The sequence below is a fragment of the Xanthomonas sp. D-99 genome, assembly GCF_017746145.1.
Taxonomy (GTDB): domain Bacteria; phylum Pseudomonadota; class Gammaproteobacteria; order Xanthomonadales; family Xanthomonadaceae; genus Xanthomonas; species Xanthomonas cissicola.
Map to the genome: position 1 here is coordinate 1 of NZ_JAGHWU010000034.1, position 23,869 is coordinate 23,869.

23 protein-coding genes, 1 tRNA gene and 1 other RNA gene are annotated in these 23,869 nt (G+C 65.7%); 17 read left to right on the forward strand and 8 right to left on the reverse strand.

Annotated elements, in window-relative coordinates:
• The 3 genes from J7360_RS13380 to J7360_RS13390 all read right to left on the reverse strand — a co-directional run.
• Positions 1–104 (reverse strand): transposase (locus J7360_RS13380; RefSeq protein WP_134813579.1); only part of this gene is annotated, 104 nt, incomplete at its 3' end.
• 226 nt (positions 105–330) lie between these two features.
• Positions 331–1,845, reverse strand: a complete 1,515-nt coding sequence (locus J7360_RS13385) for a DUF6538 domain-containing protein (RefSeq protein ID WP_057662741.1) — start codon at positions 1,843–1,845, stop codon at positions 331–333.
• An 85-nt stretch (positions 1,846–1,930) separates the two neighbouring features.
• A tRNA-Ser gene (locus J7360_RS13390) sits at positions 1,931–2,023 on the reverse strand.
• Positions 2,024–2,158: 135 nt separating this feature from the next.
• Here J7360_RS13390 and dnaX point away from each other — a divergent pair.
• The 4 genes from dnaX to J7360_RS13410 all read left to right on the forward strand — a co-directional run bounded on the left by dnaX (position 2,159) and on the right by J7360_RS13410 (position 5,702).
• Positions 2,159–4,240, forward strand: coding sequence for a DNA polymerase III subunit gamma/tau (dnaX, locus tag J7360_RS13395; protein WP_209034040.1), 2,082 nt, complete (start codon positions 2,159–2,161; stop codon positions 4,238–4,240).
• A 6-nt stretch (positions 4,241–4,246) separates the two neighbouring features.
• Positions 4,247–4,567, forward strand: a complete 321-nt coding sequence (locus tag J7360_RS13400) for a YbaB/EbfC family nucleoid-associated protein (RefSeq protein ID WP_005913896.1) — start codon at positions 4,247–4,249, stop codon at positions 4,565–4,567.
• Between the two features lie 97 nt (positions 4,568–4,664).
• The gene (gene recR, locus J7360_RS13405) at positions 4,665–5,258 is read left to right on the forward strand and encodes a recombination mediator RecR (protein ID WP_003483843.1); all 594 of its coding nucleotides are present in this window, start codon (positions 4,665–4,667) and stop codon (positions 5,256–5,258) included.
• Between the two features lie 93 nt (positions 5,259–5,351).
• Complete coding sequence (locus J7360_RS13410) at positions 5,352–5,702, forward strand: histidine triad nucleotide-binding protein (protein WP_057662820.1); 351 nt, start codon at positions 5,352–5,354, stop codon at positions 5,700–5,702.
• 119 nt (positions 5,703–5,821) lie between these two features.
• On the opposite strand, the gene J7360_RS13415 is transcribed toward J7360_RS13410, so the two are convergent.
• The 4 genes from J7360_RS13415 to J7360_RS13430 are packed head-to-tail and all read right to left on the reverse strand — an operon-like array spanning position 5,822 to position 10,212.
• A complete protein-coding gene (locus J7360_RS13415) occupies positions 5,822–6,355 on the reverse strand; it encodes a Slp family lipoprotein (RefSeq protein ID WP_007968994.1) in 534 nt (177 codons plus the stop codon).
• On the reverse strand, positions 6,352–8,304 hold the full coding sequence (locus J7360_RS13420) for a DUF3488 and transglutaminase-like domain-containing protein (protein ID WP_209034042.1): 1,953 nt from the start codon (positions 8,302–8,304) through the stop codon (positions 6,352–6,354). The genes J7360_RS13415 and J7360_RS13420 overlap by 4 nt, the downstream gene beginning before the upstream one ends.
• Positions 8,297–9,253 carry a DUF58 domain-containing protein gene (locus J7360_RS13425; RefSeq protein ID WP_007968996.1) on the reverse strand — a complete coding sequence of 319 codons (957 nt, stop codon included), beginning with the start codon at positions 9,251–9,253 and terminating at the stop codon, positions 8,297–8,299. Before J7360_RS13425 ends, J7360_RS13420 begins: the two co-directional genes overlap by 8 nt.
• Positions 9,254–9,258: 5 nt before the next feature.
• Positions 9,259–10,212, reverse strand: coding sequence for a MoxR family ATPase (locus J7360_RS13430; protein ID WP_007968997.1), 954 nt, complete (start codon positions 10,210–10,212; stop codon positions 9,259–9,261).
• Between the two features lie 37 nt (positions 10,213–10,249).
• Here J7360_RS13430 and J7360_RS13435 point away from each other — a divergent pair, with 37 nt between their 5' ends.
• The 4 genes from J7360_RS13435 to J7360_RS13450 all read left to right on the forward strand — a co-directional run bounded on the left by J7360_RS13435 (position 10,250) and on the right by J7360_RS13450 (position 15,064).
• On the forward strand, positions 10,250–12,091 hold the full coding sequence (locus J7360_RS13435) for a glycosyltransferase family 39 protein (RefSeq protein ID WP_209034044.1): 1,842 nt from the start codon (positions 10,250–10,252) through the stop codon (positions 12,089–12,091).
• A gap of 8 nt (positions 12,092–12,099) precedes the next feature.
• Complete coding sequence (locus J7360_RS13440) at positions 12,100–13,095, forward strand: glycosyltransferase (protein WP_209034047.1); 996 nt, start codon at positions 12,100–12,102, stop codon at positions 13,093–13,095.
• The gene (locus J7360_RS13445; RefSeq protein ID WP_081027948.1) at positions 13,095–14,927 is read left to right on the forward strand and encodes a hypothetical protein; all 1,833 of its coding nucleotides are present in this window, start codon (positions 13,095–13,097) and stop codon (positions 14,925–14,927) included. The genes J7360_RS13440 and J7360_RS13445 overlap by 1 nt, the downstream gene beginning before the upstream one ends.
• Positions 14,928–14,988: 61 nt before the next feature.
• Positions 14,989–15,064: non-coding RNA, sX9 sRNA (locus J7360_RS13450), on the forward strand.
• Positions 15,065–15,215: 151 nt separating this feature from the next.
• Here the strand turns inward: J7360_RS13450 and J7360_RS13455 are convergent.
• Positions 15,216–15,791 (reverse strand): Maf family nucleotide pyrophosphatase, encoded by a 576-nt coding sequence (locus tag J7360_RS13455; RefSeq protein ID WP_042805908.1) that lies wholly within the window; start codon positions 15,789–15,791, stop codon positions 15,216–15,218.
• Between the two features lie 112 nt (positions 15,792–15,903).
• On the opposite strand from J7360_RS13455, the gene J7360_RS13460 reads away from it, so the two are divergent.
• The 9 genes from J7360_RS13460 (at position 15,904) to J7360_RS13500 (ending at position 23,847) form a co-directional block, all read left to right on the forward strand.
• Positions 15,904–16,413 carry a YceD family protein gene (locus J7360_RS13460; RefSeq protein ID WP_209034065.1) on the forward strand — a complete coding sequence of 170 codons (510 nt, stop codon included), beginning with the start codon at positions 15,904–15,906 and terminating at the stop codon, positions 16,411–16,413.
• 98 nt (positions 16,414–16,511) lie between these two features.
• A complete protein-coding gene (gene rpmF / locus J7360_RS13465; protein ID WP_010368401.1) occupies positions 16,512–16,706 on the forward strand; it encodes a 50S ribosomal protein L32 in 195 nt (64 codons plus the stop codon).
• A gap of 90 nt (positions 16,707–16,796) precedes the next feature.
• Positions 16,797–17,774 (forward strand): beta-ketoacyl-ACP synthase III, encoded by a 978-nt coding sequence (locus J7360_RS13470; protein ID WP_209034049.1) that lies wholly within the window; start codon positions 16,797–16,799, stop codon positions 17,772–17,774.
• 241 nt (positions 17,775–18,015) lie between these two features.
• Positions 18,016–18,456 carry an MEKHLA domain-containing protein gene (locus J7360_RS13475; protein ID WP_209034051.1) on the forward strand — a complete coding sequence of 147 codons (441 nt, stop codon included), beginning with the start codon at positions 18,016–18,018 and terminating at the stop codon, positions 18,454–18,456.
• A gap of 280 nt (positions 18,457–18,736) precedes the next feature.
• Complete coding sequence (gene fabD, locus J7360_RS13480) at positions 18,737–19,681, forward strand: ACP S-malonyltransferase (RefSeq protein ID WP_057663076.1); 945 nt, start codon at positions 18,737–18,739, stop codon at positions 19,679–19,681.
• An 82-nt stretch (positions 19,682–19,763) separates the two neighbouring features.
• Positions 19,764–20,507, forward strand: a complete 744-nt coding sequence (gene fabG / locus J7360_RS13485; protein WP_057663079.1) for a 3-oxoacyl-ACP reductase FabG — start codon at positions 19,764–19,766, stop codon at positions 20,505–20,507.
• 204 nt (positions 20,508–20,711) lie between these two features.
• Complete coding sequence (gene acpP / locus J7360_RS13490) at positions 20,712–20,951, forward strand: acyl carrier protein (RefSeq protein ID WP_002814322.1); 240 nt, start codon at positions 20,712–20,714, stop codon at positions 20,949–20,951.
• A 141-nt stretch (positions 20,952–21,092) separates the two neighbouring features.
• On the forward strand, positions 21,093–22,328 hold the full coding sequence (gene fabF / locus J7360_RS13495; protein WP_209034053.1) for a beta-ketoacyl-ACP synthase II: 1,236 nt from the start codon (positions 21,093–21,095) through the stop codon (positions 22,326–22,328).
• 163 nt (positions 22,329–22,491) lie between these two features.
• Positions 22,492–23,847, forward strand: coding sequence for an aminodeoxychorismate synthase component I (locus J7360_RS13500; RefSeq protein WP_022558474.1), 1,356 nt, complete (start codon positions 22,492–22,494; stop codon positions 23,845–23,847).
• Positions 23,848–23,869 lie beyond the last annotated feature (22 nt).

Genomic DNA, 23,869 nt, shown 5'->3' on the forward strand with positions numbered 1-23,869 from the left:
GAGCTGATGCCGTGCTCGCGGCACAGCTCCGGCACGGGCGCACCGGCCTGGGCCTGCTTGAGCACGGCGATGATCTGGCTGTCGGTAAAGCGGGACTTCTTCATGGAACCTCCTCGGGAAAGGGGACGAGAAAATTCCACTTCTGGCGTCTGCTAACCTGTGGGGGGATTACCCCAGCTCGAGCTCGGATAGTCTCTAAGTTGGCCTGAGTTTATACGACCATGCGGCCGATCTATGCGCCCATGAGAAGGGTGCGCCCCATGATCTTCGGGTTGACGATATTGCAGTCCAGAAGAATGGCCACACGTGCCTCGTGCGGAGCAATGCTCATCAACCAGCCTTTCGTTGCTTTGAGGAGCTGGACTGCGGGGCCATCAGAGCGCGAAGGGCCGATATATTTAGCCCATAAGCAAGCACGGCTAGCCCCGGCGACACACCCCGGAGTCCGTCCAGCTTCTCCTTGGGGGTAAAGGCTCGGCTGTAGGTCACGTGGTGCTCGTCGTCCAACTCGTGGCCGACTAACTGAGCCCGGAGCTCGGACACCACGCCCGCGCCCTGCAGCTCTTGGATCAGGGTTTTGCGGAGCGAGTGGAAGCCGCGCTTGGCCGTGGGCCAGTTCTTGCCCACCTCGGTCAGGTGCCGGCTGAAGGCTTTGGAGATCCAGTTCCCCTGGCCGTTCTTGGCATCGGCTTTGGCCGCCGGGAACAAGCGCTCCTGACCTTGGTCTCGCGCCTGCTGGACCCAGTCCAGGAAACCAAGGGCCAGCAGGTCGGGATGGATAGGCACCGTCCTCAAGCTTACGTCTGTCTTCACCTTTTGATACTCGCCCTCATCCGAAATCTGGATGCAAGGGATGCCGCCGTCCTCGACCACGTCGGCGGTCAGAAGTTGGCCGACCTCCGAGGCGCGGGCGCCGGTAAACAGCCCTAGGAGGGAGGCCCATCGCGCTGCCAAGGGCAATGCTTCGAAGGCGGCCGGCGCGAACAAGGCCTGGACCTGGTGGGCGTCGTAAGCTTTAAACCCGAACTTCCGCCGGGCCCGCTTCTCGCGGGTGGAGTAGCTCACGTGCCCGGACGCGGGGTTGTCGCCCCGGGGGTAGTGGCCGGACGCTTGGGCCCACTCGAAGAACCCGCCCTTGCCGCCGATGTAGCTCTGCTTGTTGGTTAGCGTCGGAGTGGAGGCACCTTTGTCGCGCATGTCCTGATACCACCGGGCCAGGTCTGAGCGGGTGACCGTGTGCAGCTTGGTCTTCTCACCTAGGAAGCTGGTCAGCAGTTCGACAGCGGTCCGCTTGATGGTCCAGGTCTTGGGCAAAGTGCTGGCTTTGAGGCTGTTCAACCAAGCGTCTCGGGCCTTGCCCAGCGTGATTGATTCGAGAGCGAGAGCGGATTTGGTTACCCGCCTTGGCGTGGGGAGGGGCGGCACTTGCTGTCGAATCAGCTCCCCCAGCGCGCTGGGCTGCGGGGCTGTGAGCGCCATCAGTTGCTGGAAGAGTGTCACGTCCTCCGGGGTGTCGATCTGCCATTGCTCGGTGATCGACCCATCCGCCGAGCGCGTCCGATTCAAGGTCAGCTCCTGCGGGCGTTGAGTGCCAGTCAGGCGCGCCAGAAGCGCGTCCAGGTCGTCGTCTTGGCTTTGCATGCGTCGGTCCCTCAACACAATGAAGACCTGAGCATAGCGGGCGGCCAGCGTCAGCGCGCGCAGCCTTGCCTCGCGCATGTCGTAAGTGTGCAGGGTGCGTTTGAAGGTCTGGCGACCCACGATGGGCTGCAAATCGACCGGGACACGCTGGCGGTAGGACCAGAGGCCGGAGGGGGCTCGAACGAGATGATGAGGAATGCGCATGGGCGTCGCGTGTTCCGACTTGCGCAGCTGTAGCCAGTTTTTACGCTAACAAAAAACCCCTGATTTCTCAGGGGTTTGCGTATTCTGGCGGAGAGAGGGGGATTCGAACCCCCGAAGCGCGGTTTAGACGCTTACACACTTTCCAGGCGTGCTCCTTCAACCACTCGGACACCTCTCCGTGCCTGCACGACTGTGGTCGAACAGGGCCGCAAATTCTAGCGGTCGCCGGCCCGTATCACAAGCTGAATCTTCCAGCCGCAGTCGTTGAGACCGGGCGTGGCACAATATCGGCTCAAACAAAGCCGGTTGCCCGATGTCTTATCTCGTTCTCGCCCGCAAGTGGCGCCCGAAGCGTTTTGCCGAACTCGTAGGCCAGGAACACGTGGTCCGCGCGCTCAGTAACGCGCTCGACAGTGGGCGTGTGCATCACGCGTTCCTGTTCACCGGCACCCGTGGCGTGGGCAAGACCACCATTGCGCGCATTTTCGCCAAATCGCTCAATTGCGAGACCGGCACCAGTGCCGATCCGTGCGGGACGTGCCCGGCCTGCCTGGACATCGACGCCGGGCGCTACATCGACCTGTTGGAGATCGATGCCGCGTCCAACACCGGCGTGGACGATGTGCGCGAGGTGATCGAGAACGCGCAGTACATGCCCTCGCGCGGCAAGTTCAAGGTCTACCTGATCGACGAAGTGCACATGCTGTCCAAGGCGGCGTTCAATGCGCTGCTGAAGACGTTGGAAGAGCCGCCCGAGCACGTGAAGTTCCTGCTGGCCACCACCGACCCGCAAAAATTGCCGGTGACGGTGCTGTCGCGCTGCCTGCAGTTCAACCTCAAGCGCCTGGACGAAGACCAGATCCAGGGCCAGATGACCCGCATCCTGGCCGCCGAGCAGATCGAATCGGACCCGTCGGCGATCGTGCAGCTGTCCAAGGCGGCCGACGGCTCGCTGCGCGATGGCCTGTCGCTGCTGGATCAGGCGATTGCCTACGCCGGCGGTGCGCTGCGCGAGGATGTGGTGCGCACGATGCTCGGCACGGTGGACCGCACCCAGGTCGGCGCGATGCTGCAGTCGCTGGCCGATGGCGATGGCGCGCGCCTGTTGCAGGTGGTGGCCGCGCTGGCCGAATTTTCGCCCGATTGGAGCGGCGTGCTGGAGGCCCTGGCCGAGGCGTTGCACCGGGTGCAGGTGCAGCAGCTGGTGCCGTCGGTGGCCTTTGTCGGCGACGGCATCGACCCGACGCCGTTTGCGGCGCAGCTGCGACCGGAAGTGGTGCAGCTGTGGTATCAGATGGCGCTCAACGGGCGGCGCGACCTGTATCTGGCGCCCAGTCCACGCGTCGGTTTCGAAATGGCAGTGCTGCGCATGCTTGCCTTCCGCCCCGCAGCGGCGGTGCCCGCTGGCGGCTCGGATGACGGGCGCGGAGCCAGCGCAGGCGGTGGCGCGCGTTCGACCGCTGCCGGCGGCCAGGCTGCTGCGCCGGCAGCGGTAGCGCCGGTGACGGCTGCGCCCGCCGTAGTGTCCGCGCCTGCTGCGGTGACCGCCACGATGCCCGCTGCGGCAGTGGAGGCGTCCTTGCCGGCATCAGCGACCCAGGCAACCCCGACTCCGGCTGCGGCTCCCGTCGTCGTGCTTCCCTCTCAAGCGCCTCCTCCGGCCGGCCGCACGTCGGCAGCCAATGCGCGTAATGACGACACGCCGCCGTGGGCCGTGGACGATGCACCGGTGCGGGCGCAGGCCGCGCCGGCGCACGACACCATGGCCGTGCTTGCGCCCGAAGCGGCGATGGCTCCGCCGTCTGCGCCCGCCAAGCTCGCGCAACCCGATGCGATTGCGTCTGACGCTGCGGTGGAAGCTCCGGCTTCGCTTGTCGTGTCATTGCCGGTCGCGCTGGTCGATCCCTCATCGTTTGAAGAGCCAGCGCTGGTTGCGCCACCCGCAACGGCAGCGCCCGCATCGGACTCGGCAACCGACGCGACGGCCCTGCTCGATGACGGCCGCATCGCCGATGCCGAGCAATGGCTGGAACTGGTCACGCGCAGTGGCTTGAATGGCCCGTCGCGCCAGTTGGCCGCCAACGCCGCCTTTATCGGCCATCGCGATGGCGTGCTGCGGCTGGCGCTGGCGCCAGGCTTCGAATATCTCCACTCCGAGCGCTCCATCGCCAACCTTGCGCAGGCGCTGGCACCGGTGCTGGGAAATCCGCCGCGCATCGTCATCGAAACCGGTAATGCCGATGTCGAAACCTTGCACGAGCGTGCCAACCGCCAGAAAGGCGAGCGCCAGAGCGCGGCCGAAACAGCCTTCATGAACGACCCGACGGTGCAGTTGCTGATCCAGCAGCAAGGCGCGCGGATCGTGCCCGATTCCATCCGCCCTTACGACGAGTAACGACCCATGCGTGGAAATATTGCCCAACTGATGCAGCAGGCGCAGAAGATGCAGGAAAACCTGCAGCGCGCCCAGGAAGAACTGGCCAAGCTGGAAGTCACCGGCACCGCTGGCGGTGGCATGGTCAGCGTGACGCTGACCGGCGCCAAGGAGTGCCGCAAGGTGCGCATCGACCCGAGCATCCTCTCCGACCAGGAGATGGCCGAGGATCTGATCGCCGCCGCCTTCAACGACGCCTCCAACAAGATCGACGCCGAATCCAAGGACCGCATGGGCTCGGCGACCGCCGGCATGCAGTTGCCGCCGGGCATGAAGCTGCCGTTCTAAGCGAGGGGATTCGGGAGTGGGGATTCGGGATTAGCTAAGCGCAAAGGCCTTTGCCGTTACGAATCCCAAATCCCGAATTTCCAATCCCGGCCACCCAATGTCCACTCTGCTCGAACAACTGATCGAGGCCTTCCGGGTATTGCCCGGTGTGGGCCAGAAATCGGCGCAACGCATGGCCTATCACGTGCTCGAGCGCGAGCGTGAGGGTGGGCGTCGGCTTGCCGCTGCGTTGGGCAGCGCGGTGGAAAAGGTCGGGCATTGCGTGCAGTGCCGCGACTTTACCGAATCGGAAATTTGCACTATCTGCGCCAGCAGCAGCCGCGACCGGCAGCAGCTGTGCGTGGTGGAGTCGCCGGCCGACCGTCTGGCGATCGAGCACGCCACCGGCTACCGCGGGCTGTATTTCATCCTGCAGGGGCGTCTGTCGCCGCTGGATGGCATCGGCCCGCGCGAACTGGGGCTGGATCGGCTCAGTGAACGTCTGGCTGCTGGCGAAGTGACCGAAATGATCATCGCCACCAATGCCACCGTGGAAGGCGAGGCAACCGCCCATTACCTGGCGCAGCTCGCCCGCCAGCACGCGGTGCGCCCGAGCCGGCTTGCCCAGGGCATGCCGCTGGGTGGCGAGCTGGAGTACGTGGACCGCGGCACCCTGTCGCACGCCTTCGGCACCCGCAGTGAGGTGCTTTGAGGGCGGGATTGGGGAGGCGGGATTCGGGATTCGCAAAGGCGGGCTGGCGTGCGCGGTAAGCTGTTACCAATTCCGAATCCCGAATCCCAAACCATGACTGACACCATCTTCGGCAAAATCATTCGTCGCGAAATTCCGGCCACCATCGTCTATGAAGACGACGAGGTGCTGGGCTTCGAAGACATCGCGCCGCAGGCGCCGGTGCATGTGCTCTTCATTCCCAAGCAGCACGCTTTTCCGACCCTGGACGATGTGCCGCCGGAGCAGGCGCTGCTGGTTGGCAAGCTGGCAATCGCGGCGGCGGCCTACGCGCGCGCGCAAGGGCTGGCGCAAGACGGCTACCGCATCGTGATGAATTGCCGCGAGCATGCCGGCCAGACGGTCTTCCATATCCATCTGCATCTGCTGGCCGGTGCGCCGCTGGGCCGTTTCGGTACGCCGTGATGGGTCGTTGGGTCATGCGTCGCAGGCAAGTCGCGTAACGCAGCGATCATCGCGCACAGACAAGAACGCCGCTCCCTGCGAGCGGCGTTCTTGCGAGTCACGCTTGGGTCAGCGGCGCATCACCACCAGCCGCGGCCCCAACCCCAACCGCCGCCCCAGCGCGGACCCCACGGGTCGCCCCACGGCCCATACGGGTAAGCCGGCACGACTTCCACGTCGCGCACGACCGGCCACAGGTAGACCACGTCGGCATTGACCTTGGGCAGCTTGTAGTCGTACTCGCCGATCTTGGTGGTTTCGTAGCCTTCGATCTTGCCGATGAAGGTCACTTCGCGCCCCGGCTCGAACACCGCCGGATCGTAGAAGCCCGAGCGGCAGGCCAGGAAACGGCCGTCGCTGGCATCCACGGCATTACGGTCCGGGCGACCGCTGGCATTGAGCGGGCGCGAGATCAGCTCGAAGCAGGTCTGGCCCTGGCCGGGCGTGGTCTTGATGATCTTGCCACCCCAGCGCACGGACGTGCCGACCTGGGCGCTGGCGGTGGAATCGCTCGGACTGACCGCGGGGAACTGGCCCTGCAGCGGCTTGGGTGCGGTGGCGCAGGCTGCGAGCCCGAGCACAGCGATAAGAGGAACAAGAAAACGGGTACTCATGAGGGAGCTCCGGTTCGCGGGCGATGCTGCAGCAAGTCTTTCAAGAGAGGGGCGCTGTCCGAATCAGCGCCAGCGTATCGCGCGGCAGCGAAACGTTGGCTGAGTGCCAACAGTGGCGTATTCGGGTGTGAGCGGGCGACACGTTGCGCCCACACATTGGCCGGTTCGTGCGGTTCACGGGCAAGGCCGAGCTTGCGGTAGCGGTGGCTCAGTCGGTGCCAGGCGCGCAGCAACGGGTCGCGCTCACGTTCGCCACGTGCCAGCAGCCAGCCCATCCACGCCAGCGCGCTCACCGCGAACACGCCGAAGATGGCGGCCAGTTGCGAGGTGTCCAGGCGATCGATGCCGAAGGGTTGCAGCAGCCGTTGCTGGCGATCGGCATCGAAGGACAGCACCAGCTCGTTCCAGCCTCGCCGCAGCCAGTCGCTGACCTGGCCCAGGCTGGCCCATGCGCCAAGGTCGGCGAAGTCGTTGCCGCCGCCGGCTTGCAGGCGATCTTCGAGCGTGTCGTAGATGCGTTCCGGCGCCACTGCGGCGGTGGGGTCCACGCGCACCCAGCCACGCCCGGCCAGCCAGACTTCGGTCCAGGCATGCGCGTCCATGCGCCGTACCACCCAGTAATTGCCCAGCCGGTTGTAAGTGCCGCCGGCGTACCCGGTCACCACGCGCGCCGGGATGCCGGCCGCGCGCATCAGCACCACGAACGAGGAGCTGAAGTGTTCGCAGAAACCGGCCTTTTGCTGGAACAGGAATTCGTCGACGCTGTTGCGGCCGAGCAGCGGCGTGTCCAGCGTGTAGGCGAATTCGCGGGTGATCCACTGCAGCGCGCGCTGCACCACTGCATCGTCGTTGTTGCCGGCCTCGCGACGCCATTGCCGTGCCAGCGTCAGCGTGCGCGGATTGAAACCCGACGGCAGGGCAAGTGCACGCTTGCGCAACTGATCGGGCAGGTCGGTATCGAAGCGCGTTGGCGGCGCCGATTGCAGGTCCCAGCGGGTTAGTGCACTCAACGGCCGTTGCGCGAACAGTTCGTAGTCCGGGGATAACTCGGCGTTGGGCACGCCTCGGGTAGGCAGATCCAGCGACACCAGCTGGCGGCGATCGGTGGGCTCGTAATCCAGGCGGTAACGGTAGGTTTGCGGGCCTGCGGTGACCGAAGCGGGCTGGGCGCGGCCGGTCCAGCGCGCGCGCTGCCAGGTGCGGCCGTCGAAGTCCCACATCACCGGGCCGCGCCAGTAGCGCTGTTGCGGCGGCGGCGCCTTGCCGGCGAATTGCACGCGCAAGGCCGGGCTGTCGTCGGCCATCAGGTCGATCCATTCGCCCGGCGACATGTTGTCCGACAGGCCAGGCCGGGATAGCGCACGTTCGGGCACGCCCCACAGCGGCGCACTCAGGCGCGGCAGCAACCAGAACGTGGCCAGGGCCAGCGGCACGCCGATGGCGACCAGCTTGCCGATACCGCGCAATTGCAGGCGCAGGGCCGGCGTGGCGGTGTGGTGTTCTTCGTCGGCCAGCCGCTGCATGCTCAGCAAGGCGCTGACCACCGCCAGCAGCGCCAGGCCCATCGTCGCCGGGCCCTGATCGAGCAGAAAGGCGGCAAACGGTGCGAACAACGCAAAACCCAACAGGCTGCGTGCATCGCGCAGGGTGCGCAGCTCGGAGGCCTTGATCGCCAGCATCGATGCCAGCACCGCGCAGCCGGTGTCGCGGCCGAAGCGCATGCCGATCTGCCAGTACACCGCCGCCAGCATTGCGATCACCAACAACAGCCGCACCGGCGCCATCAAGGTGCCGCGCCAGCTCAGCACGCCGACCAGCACCGCGGCCACCGCGACAGTGGCCGCAAGCAGGCCCGGCAACTGCAACAGCAACGGCGTCAATGCCAGCCAACTGGTGGCCAGCACCCAGGCGCGGCTGGCCTGGCTGATCGGGAGGGCGGGCTCAGTCATGCGGAAGCAGGGCCAGGGCGCGTTGGCACAGGTGGTGGTGCGAAGGTCCTTGCGCGGGACCTAACGGTGGCTGGCCCGGCAGCAGCAGGCGATAACGGCGCCCGTCGCGTTCGGCCAGGTTGACCCAGCGGGCAAGGCGCGCAATGCGGCGCTCATACGGCAGCGCGTTGAGTGCACGCCAGTCCAGTGTGACGTCGATTCCCAGTGGCTGTTCGTATTCGCGCACCAAGAGCGTGTCGCGCCGTGCCGAGTGTTTCCAGGAGATCGTGCGCGGGGCGTCGCCAGCGCGATACGGACGCAGCTGGTGCAGCTCTTCGCCTTGTGCATGCAGGCGCGTCTTGTTGGGCGAGCCCGCACCATCGGGCAGCGCCGGACCTTGTTCTTCGGGCCTGGGATAGGCCAGCAACGGCGTTTCCGGCCAGACCCATGACCAGGCGCGCACCAAGCCCAGCGGCTGGGTGCTGGACAGACGAATGCGCTCGATATCCTGCCAGCCGCGGCGCTCGGTCGGCACCAGCAGATCGACCTCGGCCATATCGTGCTCGATCAACGCACAGAAGCCACTGCGGTCCAGGTGATCCAGGCGCAGCCCGCGGCGTGCGCGGGTATCGCGACGCGCCAACGACACCCGCATGCGCAGCGGTTCGCCGGCGACCACCGGTTCGGCCGATACCGCTTCGATACGCAGCGCCGATAGCTGCAGGTGCGCCATGATGCTGCTGGCGATCCCGGCCGTGGCCAGCAGCAGTGCGAGCAGCAGCGCCGGATTGTTGTTGTAGTTCAGTGCGCCCAGCAGCATCGCCAGCAGCAATGCCGTGACGAACAGACCGAAGCGAGTCGGCAGCACATAGATGCGCCGCCGATCCAGCACGATCGGCACGCCTTCCGCGCCCCGCGGCCGCACCAGCAGGCTGAGTCGGCGGACGATGCCGCGCATGTGCGCATGCACCTGAGTCAGTCCACCGGCACGCTGTGCAGCAGCGCCTTGGCCAGCGCCGGCCCGGACGAAGATTCGGCTTCCGGCACCAGCCGGTGCCCGGCCACAGCCACAAACAGCGCCTGCACGTCTTCGGGCAGCACGTGCTCGCGCCCGAGCAGCAATGCGTAGGCCTTGGCCGCGCGCAGCAAGGCGATCCCGGCGCGTGGCGACAGGCCCACGCGCACCCCGGCATGCTGGCGGCTACGCAGCAACAAGGCCTGCACATAGCTGATCAGCGCATCGCTGGTATGGACTTGGTTGACCACCCCGCGCAGCGCGACCACGTCGGCGTCGCTCAATTGCGGGGCGGCCTGGGCGATCAGCTCGCGCCGATCCGTGCCCGACAGCAGCGCACGCTCGGCATCGGCGCTGGGGTAGCCCAGGCTCAGCCGCAGCAGAAAGCGGTCCAGCTGCGAGTCGGGCAGCGGGAAGGTGCCCGACAGATCGACCGGGTTCTGCGTGGCAATCACGAAGAACGGCTCCGGCAATGCATGCGTCACGCCATCCAGCGTCACCTGCTGCTCGGCCATCGCTTCCAGCAGCGAGCTCTGCGTGCGCGGCGGAGCCCGGTTGATTTCGTCGGCCAGCAGCACGTTGGTGAACACCGGGCCGGGATGGAACTGGAACTGCCGCGAGGCGGCGTCGTAGACGGACACGCCCAGCACATCGGCCGGCAGCAGGTCGGAGGTGAACTGCACGCGCTGGAAGCCAAGCCCCAGGCTGGAGGCCATCGCATGGGCGAGGGTGGTCTTGCCCAGGCCGGGCAGGTCCTCGATCAATAAATGTCCTCCGGACAGCAGTGCCACGAACGCCAGCCGCACTTCCTGCGCCTTGCCCAGCAGCAGCGAATTGACCTGGTCTTGCGCGCGCCGCAGCGATTGGCGCAGCGCATCGGTTAGCATTTCCGTGGAACGCAGCGGTGTCGACATCACAATTCCGTAGGTGAAAAGAAGAGTGCACAGGGCAATGCAGGGGGACCAACGCGCACATCGCACCTTCGTGATCCTGTGGACACTGGCGACAGCCGTCAAGCTCTTGATCGCCGCACGCTTGCCGCTATTCGTTGACGAGGCCTTCTACTGGCAGGAAGGCCAGCATCTGGCTGCGGCGTATTCGGATCTGCCGGGCATGACCGCCTGGCTGGCGCGGCTAGGCGTGGAGCTGGGCGGACATCATCTGCTGGCGTTGCGGCTGCCGTTTCTGGCCATTTCCGCGCTGATTCCCTGGTTGATCGCGCATATCGCCACGCGCTGGTTCGGCTCCACGCTGGGCTGGCAGGCCGGCAGCCTGACCTTGCTGATGCCGCTGTCGGCCACGCTGGGCATTCTGGCCGTGCCGGATGTGCCGATGGCATTGGCGGCGGTGCTGTGCATGGATGCCGGCGCGCGCTTGTTGCGCGAGGTCGATGCCACCAGCGCGCTGGAGCTCGCCATCGGCCTGGTCATCGGTGCGCTCAGTCACTACCGCTTTGTCGGGGTGATCGGGGTGGGCTGCATCGCATTGCTGTGCATCCCGCAGGGGCGTGCGGTGATGCGCGACCCGCGGATCTGGATGGCGCTGACCGTCGGCGCGGTGAGCTGGCTGCCGCTGCTGTTCTGGAATACCGACCACGACGATGCCGGGTTGCGCTTTCAATTGGTCGACCGGCATCCGTGGCGGTTCCAGATCGGCGGGCTGTGGTTTGTGCTGATCCAGGCAGTGGCGGTGACGCCGCTGTTGGCCTGGGCGATGGTCAAGGTCGGTCTGGCCGGCACCCGCAGCGGCGGCGGCTCACGTGCGCAATGGCGCTATTTCGGTTTGCTCGGCGGCATTTCGACCGTGGCAATCTTCGTGCTGGGCTTCTTAAGCGATGCCGAGCGGATCAGCTTCCACTGGCCGTTGCCCGGCTATCTGGCGCTGCTGGTGGCGGTGCCGGTGATCCTGATGCGCTGGCCGCATCGGCTACGCCGCACGGCGTGGTTGATCGCACTGCTGGGCATGCTCGGCGCATACGGCTACTACCTGGCGGTGTCGGTGCCGTCGATCCGCGCGCGAGCCGCTGGCGAAAAATACTACCCGCGCAACTTCGCCGGCTGGAACGATCTGGCGGCTGCGGTCAAATCGCGGCTGGCGCAGATGCCGCCGGGCACGCGCGTGCTGGCGGAGAACTTCAAGGTTGGCGCCGAGCTCGGCTTCCAGTTGCACGATGCCAAGATCGAGGTGCTGCGTGCCGCGTTGAACGACAAGCACGGGCGCAGCGCGCAGTTGCAGCAGTGGGGGTTGCTCAGCGACGGTACGCGTGGCGGGCCGCGGCTGCTGGTGCTCTCGCCCAGCGATCAGCGTTATCGCGAGCTGCTCGCGCGTTACCACGCCATCTGCGACATGATCGGCCCGCTGCCGCCGCCGACTGTGGTCTCCACCGATCACGGCTATCAGCGCTTTCTGCTGTTCGCGCTGCCGGCGCAACGCCAGCCCGGGCCGTGCGTGACCCCGGCGATGGCGTGGATCGATGCGCCGCTGCCGGATGTCGCCGTGTCCGGCACGCTTCAAGTGCATGGCTGGGCCTTCAAGGATGGCGTTGGGCTCGCGAATGTCGAGCTGCTGCTGGATGGTCGCCCGGTCGCGCAAGCTAGGTACGGCACGCCGCTGGATGTGCGCCCGTACTGGAAAATCTCCACCGACCCGCAGCATCCCAACGTCGGCTTCACTGCAACGCTCGACACCCACGCCTTGCCGCCCGGCACGCACTGGTTGGGCCTGCGCCTGCATGGCCACGACGGCAGCGTCGAGGATTGGTGGGAGCAGCCCCTCACCGTTTCAGCACCTTAGATCACGCGATGACCGATGCCATGCCTGTTGCCCATCCCGCGCCGGTGCCCGGGATTCGAATTGCCGTGCTGGTGCCGTGCCACAACGAAGCGGCGACGGTCGCTGCGGTCGTCGGCAATTTTTCTGCCGCTTTGCCGGGTGCGGTGATCCATGTGCTGGACAACAATTCCAGCGATACCACCGCAGCGATCGCCGCAGCGGCAGGCGCGCGGGTCTGTCGTGTCGCATTGCAGGGCAAGGGCAACGTGGTGCGGCGTGGATTTGCCGATGTCGAGGCCGACATCTACGTGTTGGTCGACGGCGACGCCACCTACGATGCCGCCGCCGCGCCGGCGCTGGTGCGCAAGCTGATCGACGAGCGCCTGGACATGGTGGTCGGTGCGCTGCGCGATCAGCAGCAGGCCGCGTATCGGCCGGGGCATCGGTTGGGCAACGTGTTGCTGACGCGCTGCGCGGGGCTGCTGTTCGGCCGCAGCTTCCAGGACATGCTGTCCGGCTACCGGGTGTTCTCGCGGCGCTACGTCAAATCGTTCGCCGCCCACGCGCAGGGCTTCGAGACCGAAACCGAACTGGCCGTGCATGCCTTGCAGCTGCGCATGCCGGTGGCCGAGGTCGAAACCGCCTATGGCGTGCGTCCGGAAGGCTCGCAAAGCAAGTTGAACACCTGGCGCGATGGCTGGCGCATCCTCGTCACGATCGCCAAATTGTTCAAGGCCGAGCGGCCGTTACTGTTCTTTTCGATCGGCTTCGTACTCAGCGCCACATTGTCGGTGGTGCTGGCGATCCCCTTGTTCGAGACCTATTTCCAGACCGGGCTGGTGCCGCGCTTCCCCACCGCAATTCTGTGCGTGGCGCTGATGCTGCTCGGCTTCCTGCTGCTGGCCTGCGGTCTGATTCTGGATACCGTCACGCGTGGACGGGTGGAGGCCAAGCATCTGGCATATTTGTCCGAGCCGGGCGTCGGCAGGCTGGTCGCGGTAGAAGACAACAAGGAACGTCGCTGATGGCATCGATTGCGCGCTCTGCACCTGTTGCGCGGCGGCAGCGTGTGTTGCGCTGGGCAGATCGCTGGTTCGGGTTTCATTCGCCGCGCCAGGTCGCATCGGCAGTGGTCGCGGTCCTGCTGTTGGGGGCATTGCTGTCGCTTGGCCTGGGGCAGGACGCCAATTGGGATTTGCGCAACTACCATCTTTATATCGGCGATGCCTGGGCAACCGACCGGCTGGGCACGGATCTGGCCCCAGCGCAGATGCAGAGCTATTTCAGCCCGCTGCTCGATGCGATGCACGCCTGGTTGATGCTGCAGCTGCCCGGGCCGGTGGCCGGTGCGTTGCTCGGTGGTTTGCATGCGCTGGTCTTCATCCCGCTGGCGGCGCTGGCCTGGCGGGTATTGTCGAATGAATCCCGCCGCGCGCAGTGGGTGCCGCTGTTCGCGTTGGCTGGAATGTGCAGTGCGGTGTTCCTGTCCGAACTCGGCAACACCATGGGGGACACAGCCAGTGCAATTCCGGTGCTGGCTGCATTGGCGGTCGTGTTGTTGGCGCAGTTCAGGGCGCGCAATGGCTTGCACGTCGTGCATCTGTGGGCCGTTGCCGGTGCGTTGATCGGCCTGGCGGTGGCGCTCAAGCTCACCAATGCGTTGTATGCATTGGCATTGGTGCCGGCAGTGCTGTGCGACGGTGGCCACCTGCGCTCGCGCGTGCTCGCGTTGAGTGTGCTGGCGGGCGTTGCGCTGCTGGTGCTGTTGCTGGTGGCTGGCCCTTGGTATTGGCAGGTCTGGCAGCACCTGGGGAACCCGCTGTTTCCGCAGTTCAACGGCGTGTTCAAATCGCCGCTGGCCCAGCCTGTCTCGATCGCTGATGTGCGCTGGTTGCCGCGCACCATCGGCGAGCAGCTCATCTGGCCGCTGCTGTTTACGCTCAAGCCGCAGCGCATCGGCGATCTCGGTCTGGTGCAGGCGGGCTGGGCAGTGCTGTATGGGGTGGTGGCGATTGCTGCAGGGCGTGCGTTGGTGCGTCGTCCGGTGCGTGCTGCCGCGGTCGATCGCGCTGCCATCGTGCTGCTGGTGTTCTTTGGCGTGGCGTATGCGCTATGGCAGGCGATTTTCAGCATCCACCGCTATCTGGTGGTACTGGAGCTGCTGGCGCCGCTGGTGCTGTGGATCGTGTGCCGGCATGCATTTGCCGCGCGCGCAAATCGCAAGGCCGCCTGGTTGATCGGCGCATGCGCGTTGGTTGCGGTGGTCGGCTGGAAGGACTGGGGGCATGAGTCCTGGGCGCGCGACAGCTTCCAGGTGGAGCAGCCGGTGCTCGGGGATCCCGCTGCGTCCAGTGTGTTGCTGGTCGGCGACGAACCGCAATCCTGGCGCGTGCCGTTGTTGCCGTCGCAGGCGCGCTACATCGGGGTTGCCACCAATATCTCCGAGACCGACCACTACCGACAGCGCGTGCGTGCATTGATTGCCGAGCGACCGCAGCTTTACGCGATGTTGGGGGCGGCGCGTGACAAGCAGCAATTGCGCATCGATCGCATGAATCACCTGGCGCAGCAGTTCGGCTGGGAGCGTCAGCCGGGCTGCACGCGGCTGCGCTGGTTGGTCGCACGCGGTCTGCGTGCCGAACTGGATACCTCACAGCCTGATCGCTGCGTACTGGCTATTCCCAAAGGCAAGGCGCTGGATATCGCAGCCGCAGATCAGGCCGTGCGCGAGGCTGCGCAACAGCGTCTGGCAGCGTACGGGCTGACATTGGATCCCGCGCGTTGCCGCACGCTGTCCTCGCAGGTGGGGCAGGCCGTCTATCCGTATCAGTTCTGTCAGCTGGCGCTACCGAATTAAGAGCAGCCAACAAAGTGCCTGCGCTCACCGCCAGGCGGACGCGTCCGCCGCTCGGTGTTGCATGTGCCACGCGTGCACTGCTGTTCCTGCTCGCCGCCTACACCCACATGGCGACCGCACGCTACGTGTTGTTCGTCGCTCCGAAAGTTAGGTGCGAGCCGGCAGCCTGCGCGCGTTTGCGGGGACACGCAGTTGTGGCTGGAATTCGAGAGCGCGCGTGTTCCAGCAGGCCACGCGCGGCCCTACAAATTGGTTCGCCAAACACGCAGTGCTGATCCGTGGCTTGCCTCAGGGAATCTGGAATCCCGCCTGCCGCAGCAATCTTGCCAGCGCGATCATCGGCAGGCCCACCAGGGCGGTGGGATCTTCCGAGCGGATCGCGTCGAACAGGCTGATGCCGAGGCCTTCGCATTTGAAGCTGCCGGCGCAATCCAGGGCTGGTTCGGCGTCCAGGTAGCGTTCGATCTCGACGACCGTCAGCGCGCGAAGTTGCACCTCGGTCAGGTCCAGCGCGTGCAGCTGGCGCTCCGGGCCGACCAGGCTGACGGCGGTATGGAAGCGCACGGTCTGGCCAGACATGGCAGTCAGCTGCATCCGGGCCCGCTCGCGCGTGCCGGGTTTGCCCAGCGCCTGGCCGTCCAGGTCGGCGACCTGATCCGAGCCGATCACCCAGGCAGCAGGGAAGCGGGCTGCCACCGCGGCGGCTTTTTCCACGGCCAGGCGGCTGGCCAGTGCGCTCGGGGATTCGCCCGGCTGTGCCTGCTCATCGACCTCCGGCCGGACGGTGTCGAAGTCGAGCTGCAGGCGGCCGAGCAGCGCGCGCCGATAGACAGACGTGGAAGCAAGGATCAGGCGTGGCATCATGGGGGCCGCTGCGAGGGGGCAGGGGGAGTCTGCCGTCCTGCGGGCCGTGCGGCAATCGCATGAATTGGGTCATTTGACAGGGCTGCCGCGGGTCTTTAACATTCTGCGGCTTATGTCCGCGAACGTGCCCGAAATGCTGGATGCTTGGCGGATGGTCGCAGCGAGCAGGCGCTTCGATGGCCGCATCCCGCTATCTGCGATGACCCGTCTGCAGGGAAGCCTTGTCGATACCGACGGCGAATGTGTCTATTCGCTTCAATTCGATCAAGACCCTCTGCTCAAGGTCGCCTATGTCGAACTCAGTATCGATGTGGAGCTTCCGCTGGCCTGCCAGCGCAGCCTGCAACGCTTCCTGTATCCGGTGCAAATCAGACAGCGTCTTGGTTTGATCCGTGACGAGGCCGACGAAGCTGCATTGCCGGCCGAGTACGAAGCGTTGCTGGTGCCGGAAGATGGCATGCTGCGGGCCGTCGACATGATCGAGGACGAGCTGGTGCTCTCTGTGCCAGTGGTGCCGGTGGCGCCGGGTAGCGAAGCGATCGATGCCGAATGGGTTCCGACCCAGGAAGAGCAAGACAAGGCCAGTCCGTTCGCGGCGCTGGCAGCGTTGAAGAAACAGTAACCGCCGCTGTTAAGGGCGGTAAGACAGGTCGACGCGGGCGTAGAGCGTGCTGTTCGACTCAACAGACAAGTTATCGAACTAAGGTTTGGAGCAATCCCATGGCTGTGCAGAAATCCCGTGTCACCCCGTCCCGCCGCGGCCAGCGTCGTTCGCACGATGCCCTGACCGCCAAGCAGCTGTCGACCGACCCGACCAGCGGCGAGATCCATCTGCGCCACCACATCACCGCTGACGGTTACTACCGCGGCAAGAAAGTGATCACGACCAAGTCGTCGGCCGTCCAAGAAGATTGATCCGTGGCGCCCGCCGCCTTCGATGCGGCCGGGTGACCCTCGCTTCTTCCGGAGCCGCCGGTCACCGCGGCTCTTGCAACAGGGAACAGTATGAGCAAGCGGATCTATTCCAGAATCGCGGGCACGGGTAGTTATTTGCCCGAAAAGGTGTTGACCAACGACGACATGTCGAAGATCGTCGACACCAGCGATGAATGGATCTTCTCGCGCACTGGCATCCGTGAACGTCACATCGTCGCCGACGACCAGACCACCAGCGATCTGGCGTATTTCGCCTCGCTGAAGGCGATGGAGGCGGCCGGTGTGACCGCCGATGAGATCGATCTGATCGTCATCGGCACCACCACCCCGGACCTGATCTTTCCGTCGACCGCCTGCTTGTTGCAGGCCCGACTGGGTAACATCGGTTGCGGTGCGATGGACGTCAACGCTGCCTGCTCGGGTTTTGTCTACGCGCTTAGCGTGGCCGACAAGTTCGTGCGCAGTGGCGACGCCAAGACCGTGCTGGTGGTTGGCTCAGAAACCCTGACCCGTATCGTCGACTGGACCGATCGCACCACCTGCGTGCTGTTCGGCGACGGCGCCGGCGCGGTGGTCCTCAAGGCCGACGAAGAGACCGGCATCCTCAGCACCCATTTGCACGCCGATGGCAGCAAGAAAGAACTGCTGTGGGACCCGGTGGGGGTCTCGGTGGGATTCGGCGAAGGCAAGAATGGCGGCGGTGCATTGCTGATGAAGGGCAACGACGTCTTCAAGTATGCGGTCAAGGCGCTGGACTCGGTGGTCGATGAGACCCTGGCGGCCAGTGGCTATGACAAGCACGACCTGGATTGGCTGATTCCGCATCAGGCCAACCTGCGCATCATCGAAGCCACTGCCAAGCGGCTGGAGTTGCCGATGGAGCAGGTGGTCGTCACCGTAGATCGCCATGGCAACACGTCGTCTGCCTCGGTGCCGCTGGCGCTGGACGAAGCGGTGCGCTCCGGTCGCGTGCAGCGCGGCCAGTTGTTGTTGCTGGAAGCCTTCGGCGGCGGGTTTACCTGGGGCTCGGCGCTGCTGCGCTACTGACGTTTCTGCTTCTTGCGCCAAAGTGGACGTGCACGTCCACTCAGGCGGATTCGTGCATGGCGGTGACACTCGTCTTCCCTTGCTGTGGGGGCAACCTTGCCTCCTGGGGCCCTGTGTGCGTTTTCGGGGCGCTTGAATTCCGCCAAGGTCAGCGCCCGCTTTTAGGTCGCGTGATTCGCTCAATGCGACCAGTTTGCGGGCTAGCGCCTCGGACAAGCCGGCCGGCAAGTAAATTCAGCGCATGCACCCCGCCCACGATCCTGTCTTCGTCGCCTTGCTCACCGGCAGTTACCAGCGGTTTGCAGGCCGCCTGCTGGTCGCAGATCGGCAGATCGAGCCCGATTGGCTGTATCACGATGCGCCGTTTGCGCTTCTTGCGCACGATACCGCTGCAGACCCGCGGTTTGTCTATGCGAACCAGGCGGCACAGCGCGTTTTCGGCTACAGGTGGGGCGAGTTCGTTGGCATGCCTTCGCGGCTATCGGCAGAATTGCCGGAACGAGCGGAACGTCAGCGTTTACTCGATGCGGTCACCCGCGATGGCGTCGTCAGGGACTACGCGGGTGTGCGGATCGCGAAAGATGGTTCGCGCTTCCAGATCGCCGAAGGTGTGGTCTGGCAACTCGTCGATGAGGACGGGGTGCTGCATGGACAAGCGGCGGCATTCCCGCTGCCAGGCTAGACGAAGCGCAGGTGGCAGCACCGGGTGCGCCCGACCCTTCACTTCCTTGCTGGCTTGCCGGCGCTGGTGCGCCGTCTTGGCAGGCAGCGCTTTCACTATCGAACCGGAACGGCGGCGCGTCAGCGTAACTGCTGCCGTTGTGCGCCCGGCCCGACCAAGCCCGGTGTGCGGTTTTTCGACGTCGCGACACATTCGCGTGGCCTTCTGCATACGCGGCAGTACAGACGCCGGGGCGATTTCGCACGTATGATCCCGGCTCGATTTTTGTAGGCAGCAACGCGTGACCGAATCCACTCTCGCTTTCGTGTTTCCCGGCCAGGGCTCGCAGTCCTTAGGCATGCTGGCGGAACTGTCCGAACTGCACCCGCAGATTCGCGAAACGTTCGCCGAAGCCTCCGAGGGCGCTGGCGTCGATTTGTGGGCGCTGTCCCAGGGCGGCCCGGAAGAAATGCTCAATCGCACCGAATACACCCAGCCCGCTTTGCTGGCTGCGGGCGTGGCGGTGTGGCGGCTGTGGACTGCCCAGCGCGGACAGCGTCCGGCGCTGCTGGCGGGACACAGCTTGGGCGAATACACCGCGCTGGTCGCGGCCGGCGCCTTGTCGCTGCACGACGGCGCGCATCTGGTGCGGTTGCGCGGCCAGTTCATGCAGGCTGCGGCACCGGCGGGCGTTGGCGCGATGGCTGCAGTGCTGGGCGCCGAAGACGCGGTAGTGCAGGAGGTCTGTGCCCAGGCGTCCGGCAGCGAGGTCGTGGTGCCGGCCAATTTCAATTCGCCCGGTCAGATCGTGATCGGCGGCCACGCTGCGGCGGTGGAGCGCGCGCTGGGGCTGCTGGCCGAGCGCGGCGTGCGCAAGGCGGTCAAGCTGGCAGTGAGCGTGCCCTCGCACACCCCGCTGATGCGCGAAGCCGCCAATCAGCTCGGCGAGGCGATGGCCGGGCTGACCTGGCACGCCCCGCAGATTCCGGTGGTGCAGAACGTGGACGCGCGCGTACATGAGGGCAACACCGCCATCCGCCAGGCCCTGGTGGAACAGCTCTACCTGCCGGTGCAATGGACCGGCTGCGTGCAGGCGTTCGCCAGCCAGGGCATCACCCGCATTGCCGAATGCGGCCCGGGCAAGGTGCTGAGCGGGCTGATCAAGCGCATCGACAAGCGCCTGGATGCGCGGCCGCTGGCAACGCCCGCCGACTATGCCGGCGCGCTCGACGCGTGGGCGCACTGATCCAACGCCGCTGCTGGTCGTGCCGGCATCCCTCGACGTTCGCGGCCACGGTTGCGGCGTCCCCCATCGAGGAACAGCAATCATGAGCAAGCCCCTGCAGGGCGAAATCGCCCTCGTCACCGGCGCCAGTCGCGGCATCGGTGCGGCCATTGCCGATACCCTGGCCGCCCACGGCGCCACGGTCATCGGCACCGCCACCTCGGCTTCCGGCGCTGCGGCGATCGGCGAGCGTCTGGCCGCCCACGGCGGACACGGTCGTGAACTGAACGTCACCGACGCGGCTGCGGTCGATGGCCTGATCGATGCCATCGGCAAGGAGTTCGGCGCCATCTCGATCCTGGTCAACAACGCCGGCATCACCCGCGACAACCTGTTGATGCGGATGAAGGACGACGACTGGCAGGCGATCATCGACACCAACCTGACCAGCGTGTTCCGCACTTCCAAGGCGGTCATGCGCGGCATGATGAAGGCGCGCAAGGGCCGCATCATCAATATCGCCTCGGTCGTGGGTGTGACCGGTAATCCTGGGCAGACCAACTATGCCGCCGCCAAGGCCGGCATCATCGCGTTCTCCAAATCGCTGGCCAAGGAAATCGGCTCGCGCGGGGTGACCGTGAATGTGGTGGCGCCCGGTTTCATCGATACCGACATGACCAAGGCGCTGCCGGACGAGGCCAGGACCGCCTTGCTGGAGCAGATTGCGCTGGGTCATCTGGGCGAGCCGGAAGACATCGCCAATGCGGTGGCGTTTCTGGCCGGCCCGACGGCCCGCTACATCACCGGTGAGACCCTGCACGTCAACGGTGGCATGTACATGCCGTAAGCGTGTGGCGCCGGGAGGCGCTAAGTGGCTGATCGGCCGGGAGTTGTGATGCAATGCAAGGCCCGGTCGCTTCCACTACACTATCCAACGCGGCCATCGCAGCGCCGATGGCGTTTTGTGAGTCCCTCACAGGAGCACCGCACATCCGTGTGCGGGGATCCTAAAACTCGAACCACCACTACTCCAGCTGGAGCGATATCCCCAATGAGCACCATCGAAGAACGCGTCAAGAAAATCGTCGTCGAACAACTCGGCGTCAAGGAAGAGGAAGTCACCACCAGCGCATCGTTCGTCGATGATCTGGGTGCCGACTCGCTGGACACCGTCGAGCTGGTGATGGCGCTGGAAGAAGAGTTCGAGTGCGAGATCCCGGACGAAGAGGCCGAGAAGATCACCTCGGTGCAGCAGGCGATCGACTACGTCAAGGCTCACGTCAAGAGCTGATGCGTTGTTCCTGATCGTGGCGGCGTGCATCGAGCCGCTGCCGCATCAGACATTCCATGGGGCCGCTGATGCGGCCCTGTGTTTTTCAAGTGTCACCCGCAAACCCCAAGCACCGTCCGTTCCGTGGTGAGGAGATCTGCAATGAGTCGTCGTGTTGTCGTTACCGGCATGGGCATGGTGTCGCCGCTGGGCAATGATCTGGCCACCAGCTGGGACGGAATCGTCCACGGCCGCTCGGGCATTGGCCCGATCACGCAGATCGATACCTCGCAGTTCACCACCAAGATCGCCGGTGAAATCAAGAATTTCGACCCCACGCTTTTTGTGTCCGCCAAGGACGTCAAGAAGATGGATTCGTTCATCCACTACGGTGTCGGCGCCTCGTTCATGGCGCTGGACGATTCCGGACTGGAAATCGACGAAAGCAATGCCGAACGCGTGGGCGCCATTCTCGGCTCCGGCATCGGCGGGCTGCTCGGCATCGAAGAGCAGACCATCAAATTCCATGAGGGTGGCGCGCGCAAGATTTCGCCGTTCTATGTGCCCAGCACCATCATCAACATGCTGCCCGGCCAGGTGAGCCTGATCAAAGGCCTGAAAGGCCCGACGTTCTCGGCGGTATCGGCCTGCGCCACGTCCAACCATTCGATCGGCACCGCGATGCGCATGATCCAGCACGGCGATGCCGATGTGATGCTGGCTGGCGGTGCCGAGCGCGGTTCGTCGCCGAGTTCGGTGGGCGGCTTTTGCGCGATGAAAGCGATGTCCACGCGTAACGACGACCCGGCCGGCGCCTCGCGGCCGTGGGACAAGCAGCGCGATGGCTTCGTGCTGGGCGACGGCGCCGGTGTGCTGGTGCTGGAAGAGTACGAACACGCCAAGGCGCGTGGCGCACGCATCTATGCCGAGCTGGTCGGCTTCGGCGCCAGTTCCGATGCGTACCACATGACCGCCCCGAGCGAAGACGGCGAGGGCGCGGCGCGCAGCATGGTGGCGGCGATGCGCGACGCCAAGCTCAACCCCGAGCAGATCGGATACCTCAACGCGCACGGCACCTCCACGCCGCTGGGCGATCTGGCCGAAACCATGGCGATGAAGCGCGCGCTGGGCGATCACGCCTACAAGACCATGGTGAGTTCGACCAAGTCGATGACCGGGCATCTGCTCGGCGCGGCCGGCGGTGTGGAAGCGATCTTCTCGGTGATGGCGCTGCACACCGGCATCATCCCGCCGACCATCAACCTGGAAGAGCCAAGCGAAGGCTGCGACCTGGACTATGTGCCGAACGTGGCGCGCGAGGTGCAGGTGGATGCGGTCATGTCCAATGGCTTCGGCTTTGGCGGCACCAACGGTACGCTGGTGTTCAAGCGCGTTTGACCCCACATCGGTCGCGTGGCCGTCATCGGCGCGCGACCTGCCTGGCTGCCGCATGCCCTGCCGGCTGGCGGGTTGGTATTCAATCCTGCGATCAATCATTGATCCACTCCTCGCGCGCTGCGTACGGCAGCGGCGCGTCCGTACCTCACGCCATGCCGGACCGATGACGCTTACCCGATCACTGCACGCGGACATCGACCTGCTGGCGCTGCATCGGCTGTCACCGCAACGCTATCCGGCCCTGCTCGAGTCCAGCGCTTCGGGCACCGAGCACGGTCGCTGGGATGTGCTGCTGCTGGCAGATGGGCCATGCCTGCGGCTGGATCCGGACGGATGTACGCGCGATGGCGCTGGGCAGGTGCTGGAGGGCGGCTTTCTGGCGGCGCTGGATGCCGCCTGGCAGGCCGAGCGCGTGCCGCACGATGCGGCGAGCCCATGGCCGTTTCGCGGCGGTTGGGCGGTGCTGCTGGATTACGAACTTGCCGCGCAGGTCGAGCCGATTCTGCAACTGCCCATGCGCCGCGATGGCGTGCCCACCGCGCTGGCCCTGCGCGCGCCGGCAGCGGTGCTGCGCGATCGCCTGCACGGGCGCTGCGTGGCGCTGGCAGAGCCGGGTCGCGAGGAGTTGTTGCAGCAGATCGGCGACGACCTTGCTGCCTGCGCTGCATTGCCGCCGCTGCCTGCCTGGGCCGGGCCGCTTGCGGTGGACGAAGAGGCCCCCGAGCGCTTTACCGCGGCAGTGGAGCGCGTGCTCGATTACCTGCGTGCCGGCGATGTCTTCCAGGCCAATATCTCGCGCGCCTGGCAGGCGGCATTCGCTGCGGCGGTCGATCCGGCCGCGTTGCATGCGCGCCTGCGTGCGGCCAATCCGGCGCCGTTTGCCGGCCTGTTCGTTGCCGCCGGGCGTGCAGTGGCCAGTTCCTCGCCCGAGCGCCTGGTCTCGGTACAGGGCGATGTGGTGCAGACGCGCCCGATCGCCGGCACCCGCGCGCGGTTTGCCGGGGACGACGATGCCGCACGTATCCGGGAGCTGGTGGGGCATCCGAAGGAACGCGCCGAGCACGTGATGCTGATCGATCTGGAGCGCAACGACCTGGGCCGCATCTGCGCGCCGGGTACCGTGGAGGTAGACGAGTTGATGTGCGTGGAGAGCTATGCGCATGTGCATCACATCGTCAGCAACGTGCGCGGGCGTCTGCGCGCCGGGGTAACGCCCGGTGAGGTGATTGCCGCGGTGTTTCCCGGTGGCACCATTACCGGTTGCCCGAAGGTACGCTGCATGCAGGTCATCGCCGAGCTCGAACAGACGGCGCGCGGGGCCTATACCGGCGCGTTCGGCTGGCTCAATCGCGATGGCGACATGGATCTGAATATCCTGATCCGCACCGCCGAGGTGGCCGGTCACCAGGTGCATTTCCGCACCGGTGCCGGGATCGTGGTGGATTCGGATCCGCAGCGCGAGCTGGACGAAACCCGCGCCAAGGCGCGTGGCGTGTTGCGTGCGATCGAGCAGACATGAGCGCTTCAACGGGACATCACCG

Coding starts and splice junctions, on each gene's coding strand:
- J7360_RS13385 (WP_057662741.1), bottom strand. CDS start 1,845: ATGCGCATTCCTCATCATCTCGTTCGAGCCCCCTCCGGCCTCTGGTCC.
- dnaX (WP_209034040.1), top strand. CDS start 2,159: ATGTCTTATCTCGTTCTCGCCCGCAAGTGGCGCCCGAAGCGTTTTGCC.
- J7360_RS13400 (WP_005913896.1), top strand. CDS start 4,247: ATGCGTGGAAATATTGCCCAACTGATGCAGCAGGCGCAGAAGATGCAG.
- recR (WP_003483843.1), top strand. CDS start 4,665: ATGTCCACTCTGCTCGAACAACTGATCGAGGCCTTCCGGGTATTGCCC.
- J7360_RS13410 (WP_057662820.1), top strand. CDS start 5,352: ATGACTGACACCATCTTCGGCAAAATCATTCGTCGCGAAATTCCGGCC.
- J7360_RS13415 (WP_007968994.1), bottom strand. CDS start 6,355: ATGAGTACCCGTTTTCTTGTTCCTCTTATCGCTGTGCTCGGGCTCGCA.
- J7360_RS13420 (WP_209034042.1), bottom strand. CDS start 8,304: ATGACTGAGCCCGCCCTCCCGATCAGCCAGGCCAGCCGCGCCTGGGTG.
- J7360_RS13430 (WP_007968997.1), bottom strand. CDS start 10,212: ATGTCGACACCGCTGCGTTCCACGGAAATGCTAACCGATGCGCTGCGC.
- J7360_RS13435 (WP_209034044.1), top strand. CDS start 10,250: ATGCAGGGGGACCAACGCGCACATCGCACCTTCGTGATCCTGTGGACA.
- J7360_RS13440 (WP_209034047.1), top strand. CDS start 12,100: ATGACCGATGCCATGCCTGTTGCCCATCCCGCGCCGGTGCCCGGGATT.
- J7360_RS13445 (WP_081027948.1), top strand. CDS start 13,095: ATGGCATCGATTGCGCGCTCTGCACCTGTTGCGCGGCGGCAGCGTGTG.
- J7360_RS13455 (WP_042805908.1), bottom strand. CDS start 15,791: ATGATGCCACGCCTGATCCTTGCTTCCACGTCTGTCTATCGGCGCGCG.
- J7360_RS13460 (WP_209034065.1), top strand. CDS start 15,904: ATGTCCGCGAACGTGCCCGAAATGCTGGATGCTTGGCGGATGGTCGCA.
- rpmF (WP_010368401.1), top strand. CDS start 16,512: ATGGCTGTGCAGAAATCCCGTGTCACCCCGTCCCGCCGCGGCCAGCGT.
- J7360_RS13470 (WP_209034049.1), top strand. CDS start 16,797: ATGAGCAAGCGGATCTATTCCAGAATCGCGGGCACGGGTAGTTATTTG.
- J7360_RS13475 (WP_209034051.1), top strand. CDS start 18,016: ATGCACCCCGCCCACGATCCTGTCTTCGTCGCCTTGCTCACCGGCAGT.
- fabG (WP_057663079.1), top strand. CDS start 19,764: ATGAGCAAGCCCCTGCAGGGCGAAATCGCCCTCGTCACCGGCGCCAGT.
- acpP (WP_002814322.1), top strand. CDS start 20,712: ATGAGCACCATCGAAGAACGCGTCAAGAAAATCGTCGTCGAACAACTC.
- fabF (WP_209034053.1), top strand. CDS start 21,093: ATGAGTCGTCGTGTTGTCGTTACCGGCATGGGCATGGTGTCGCCGCTG.
- J7360_RS13500 (WP_022558474.1), top strand. CDS start 22,492: ATGACGCTTACCCGATCACTGCACGCGGACATCGACCTGCTGGCGCTG.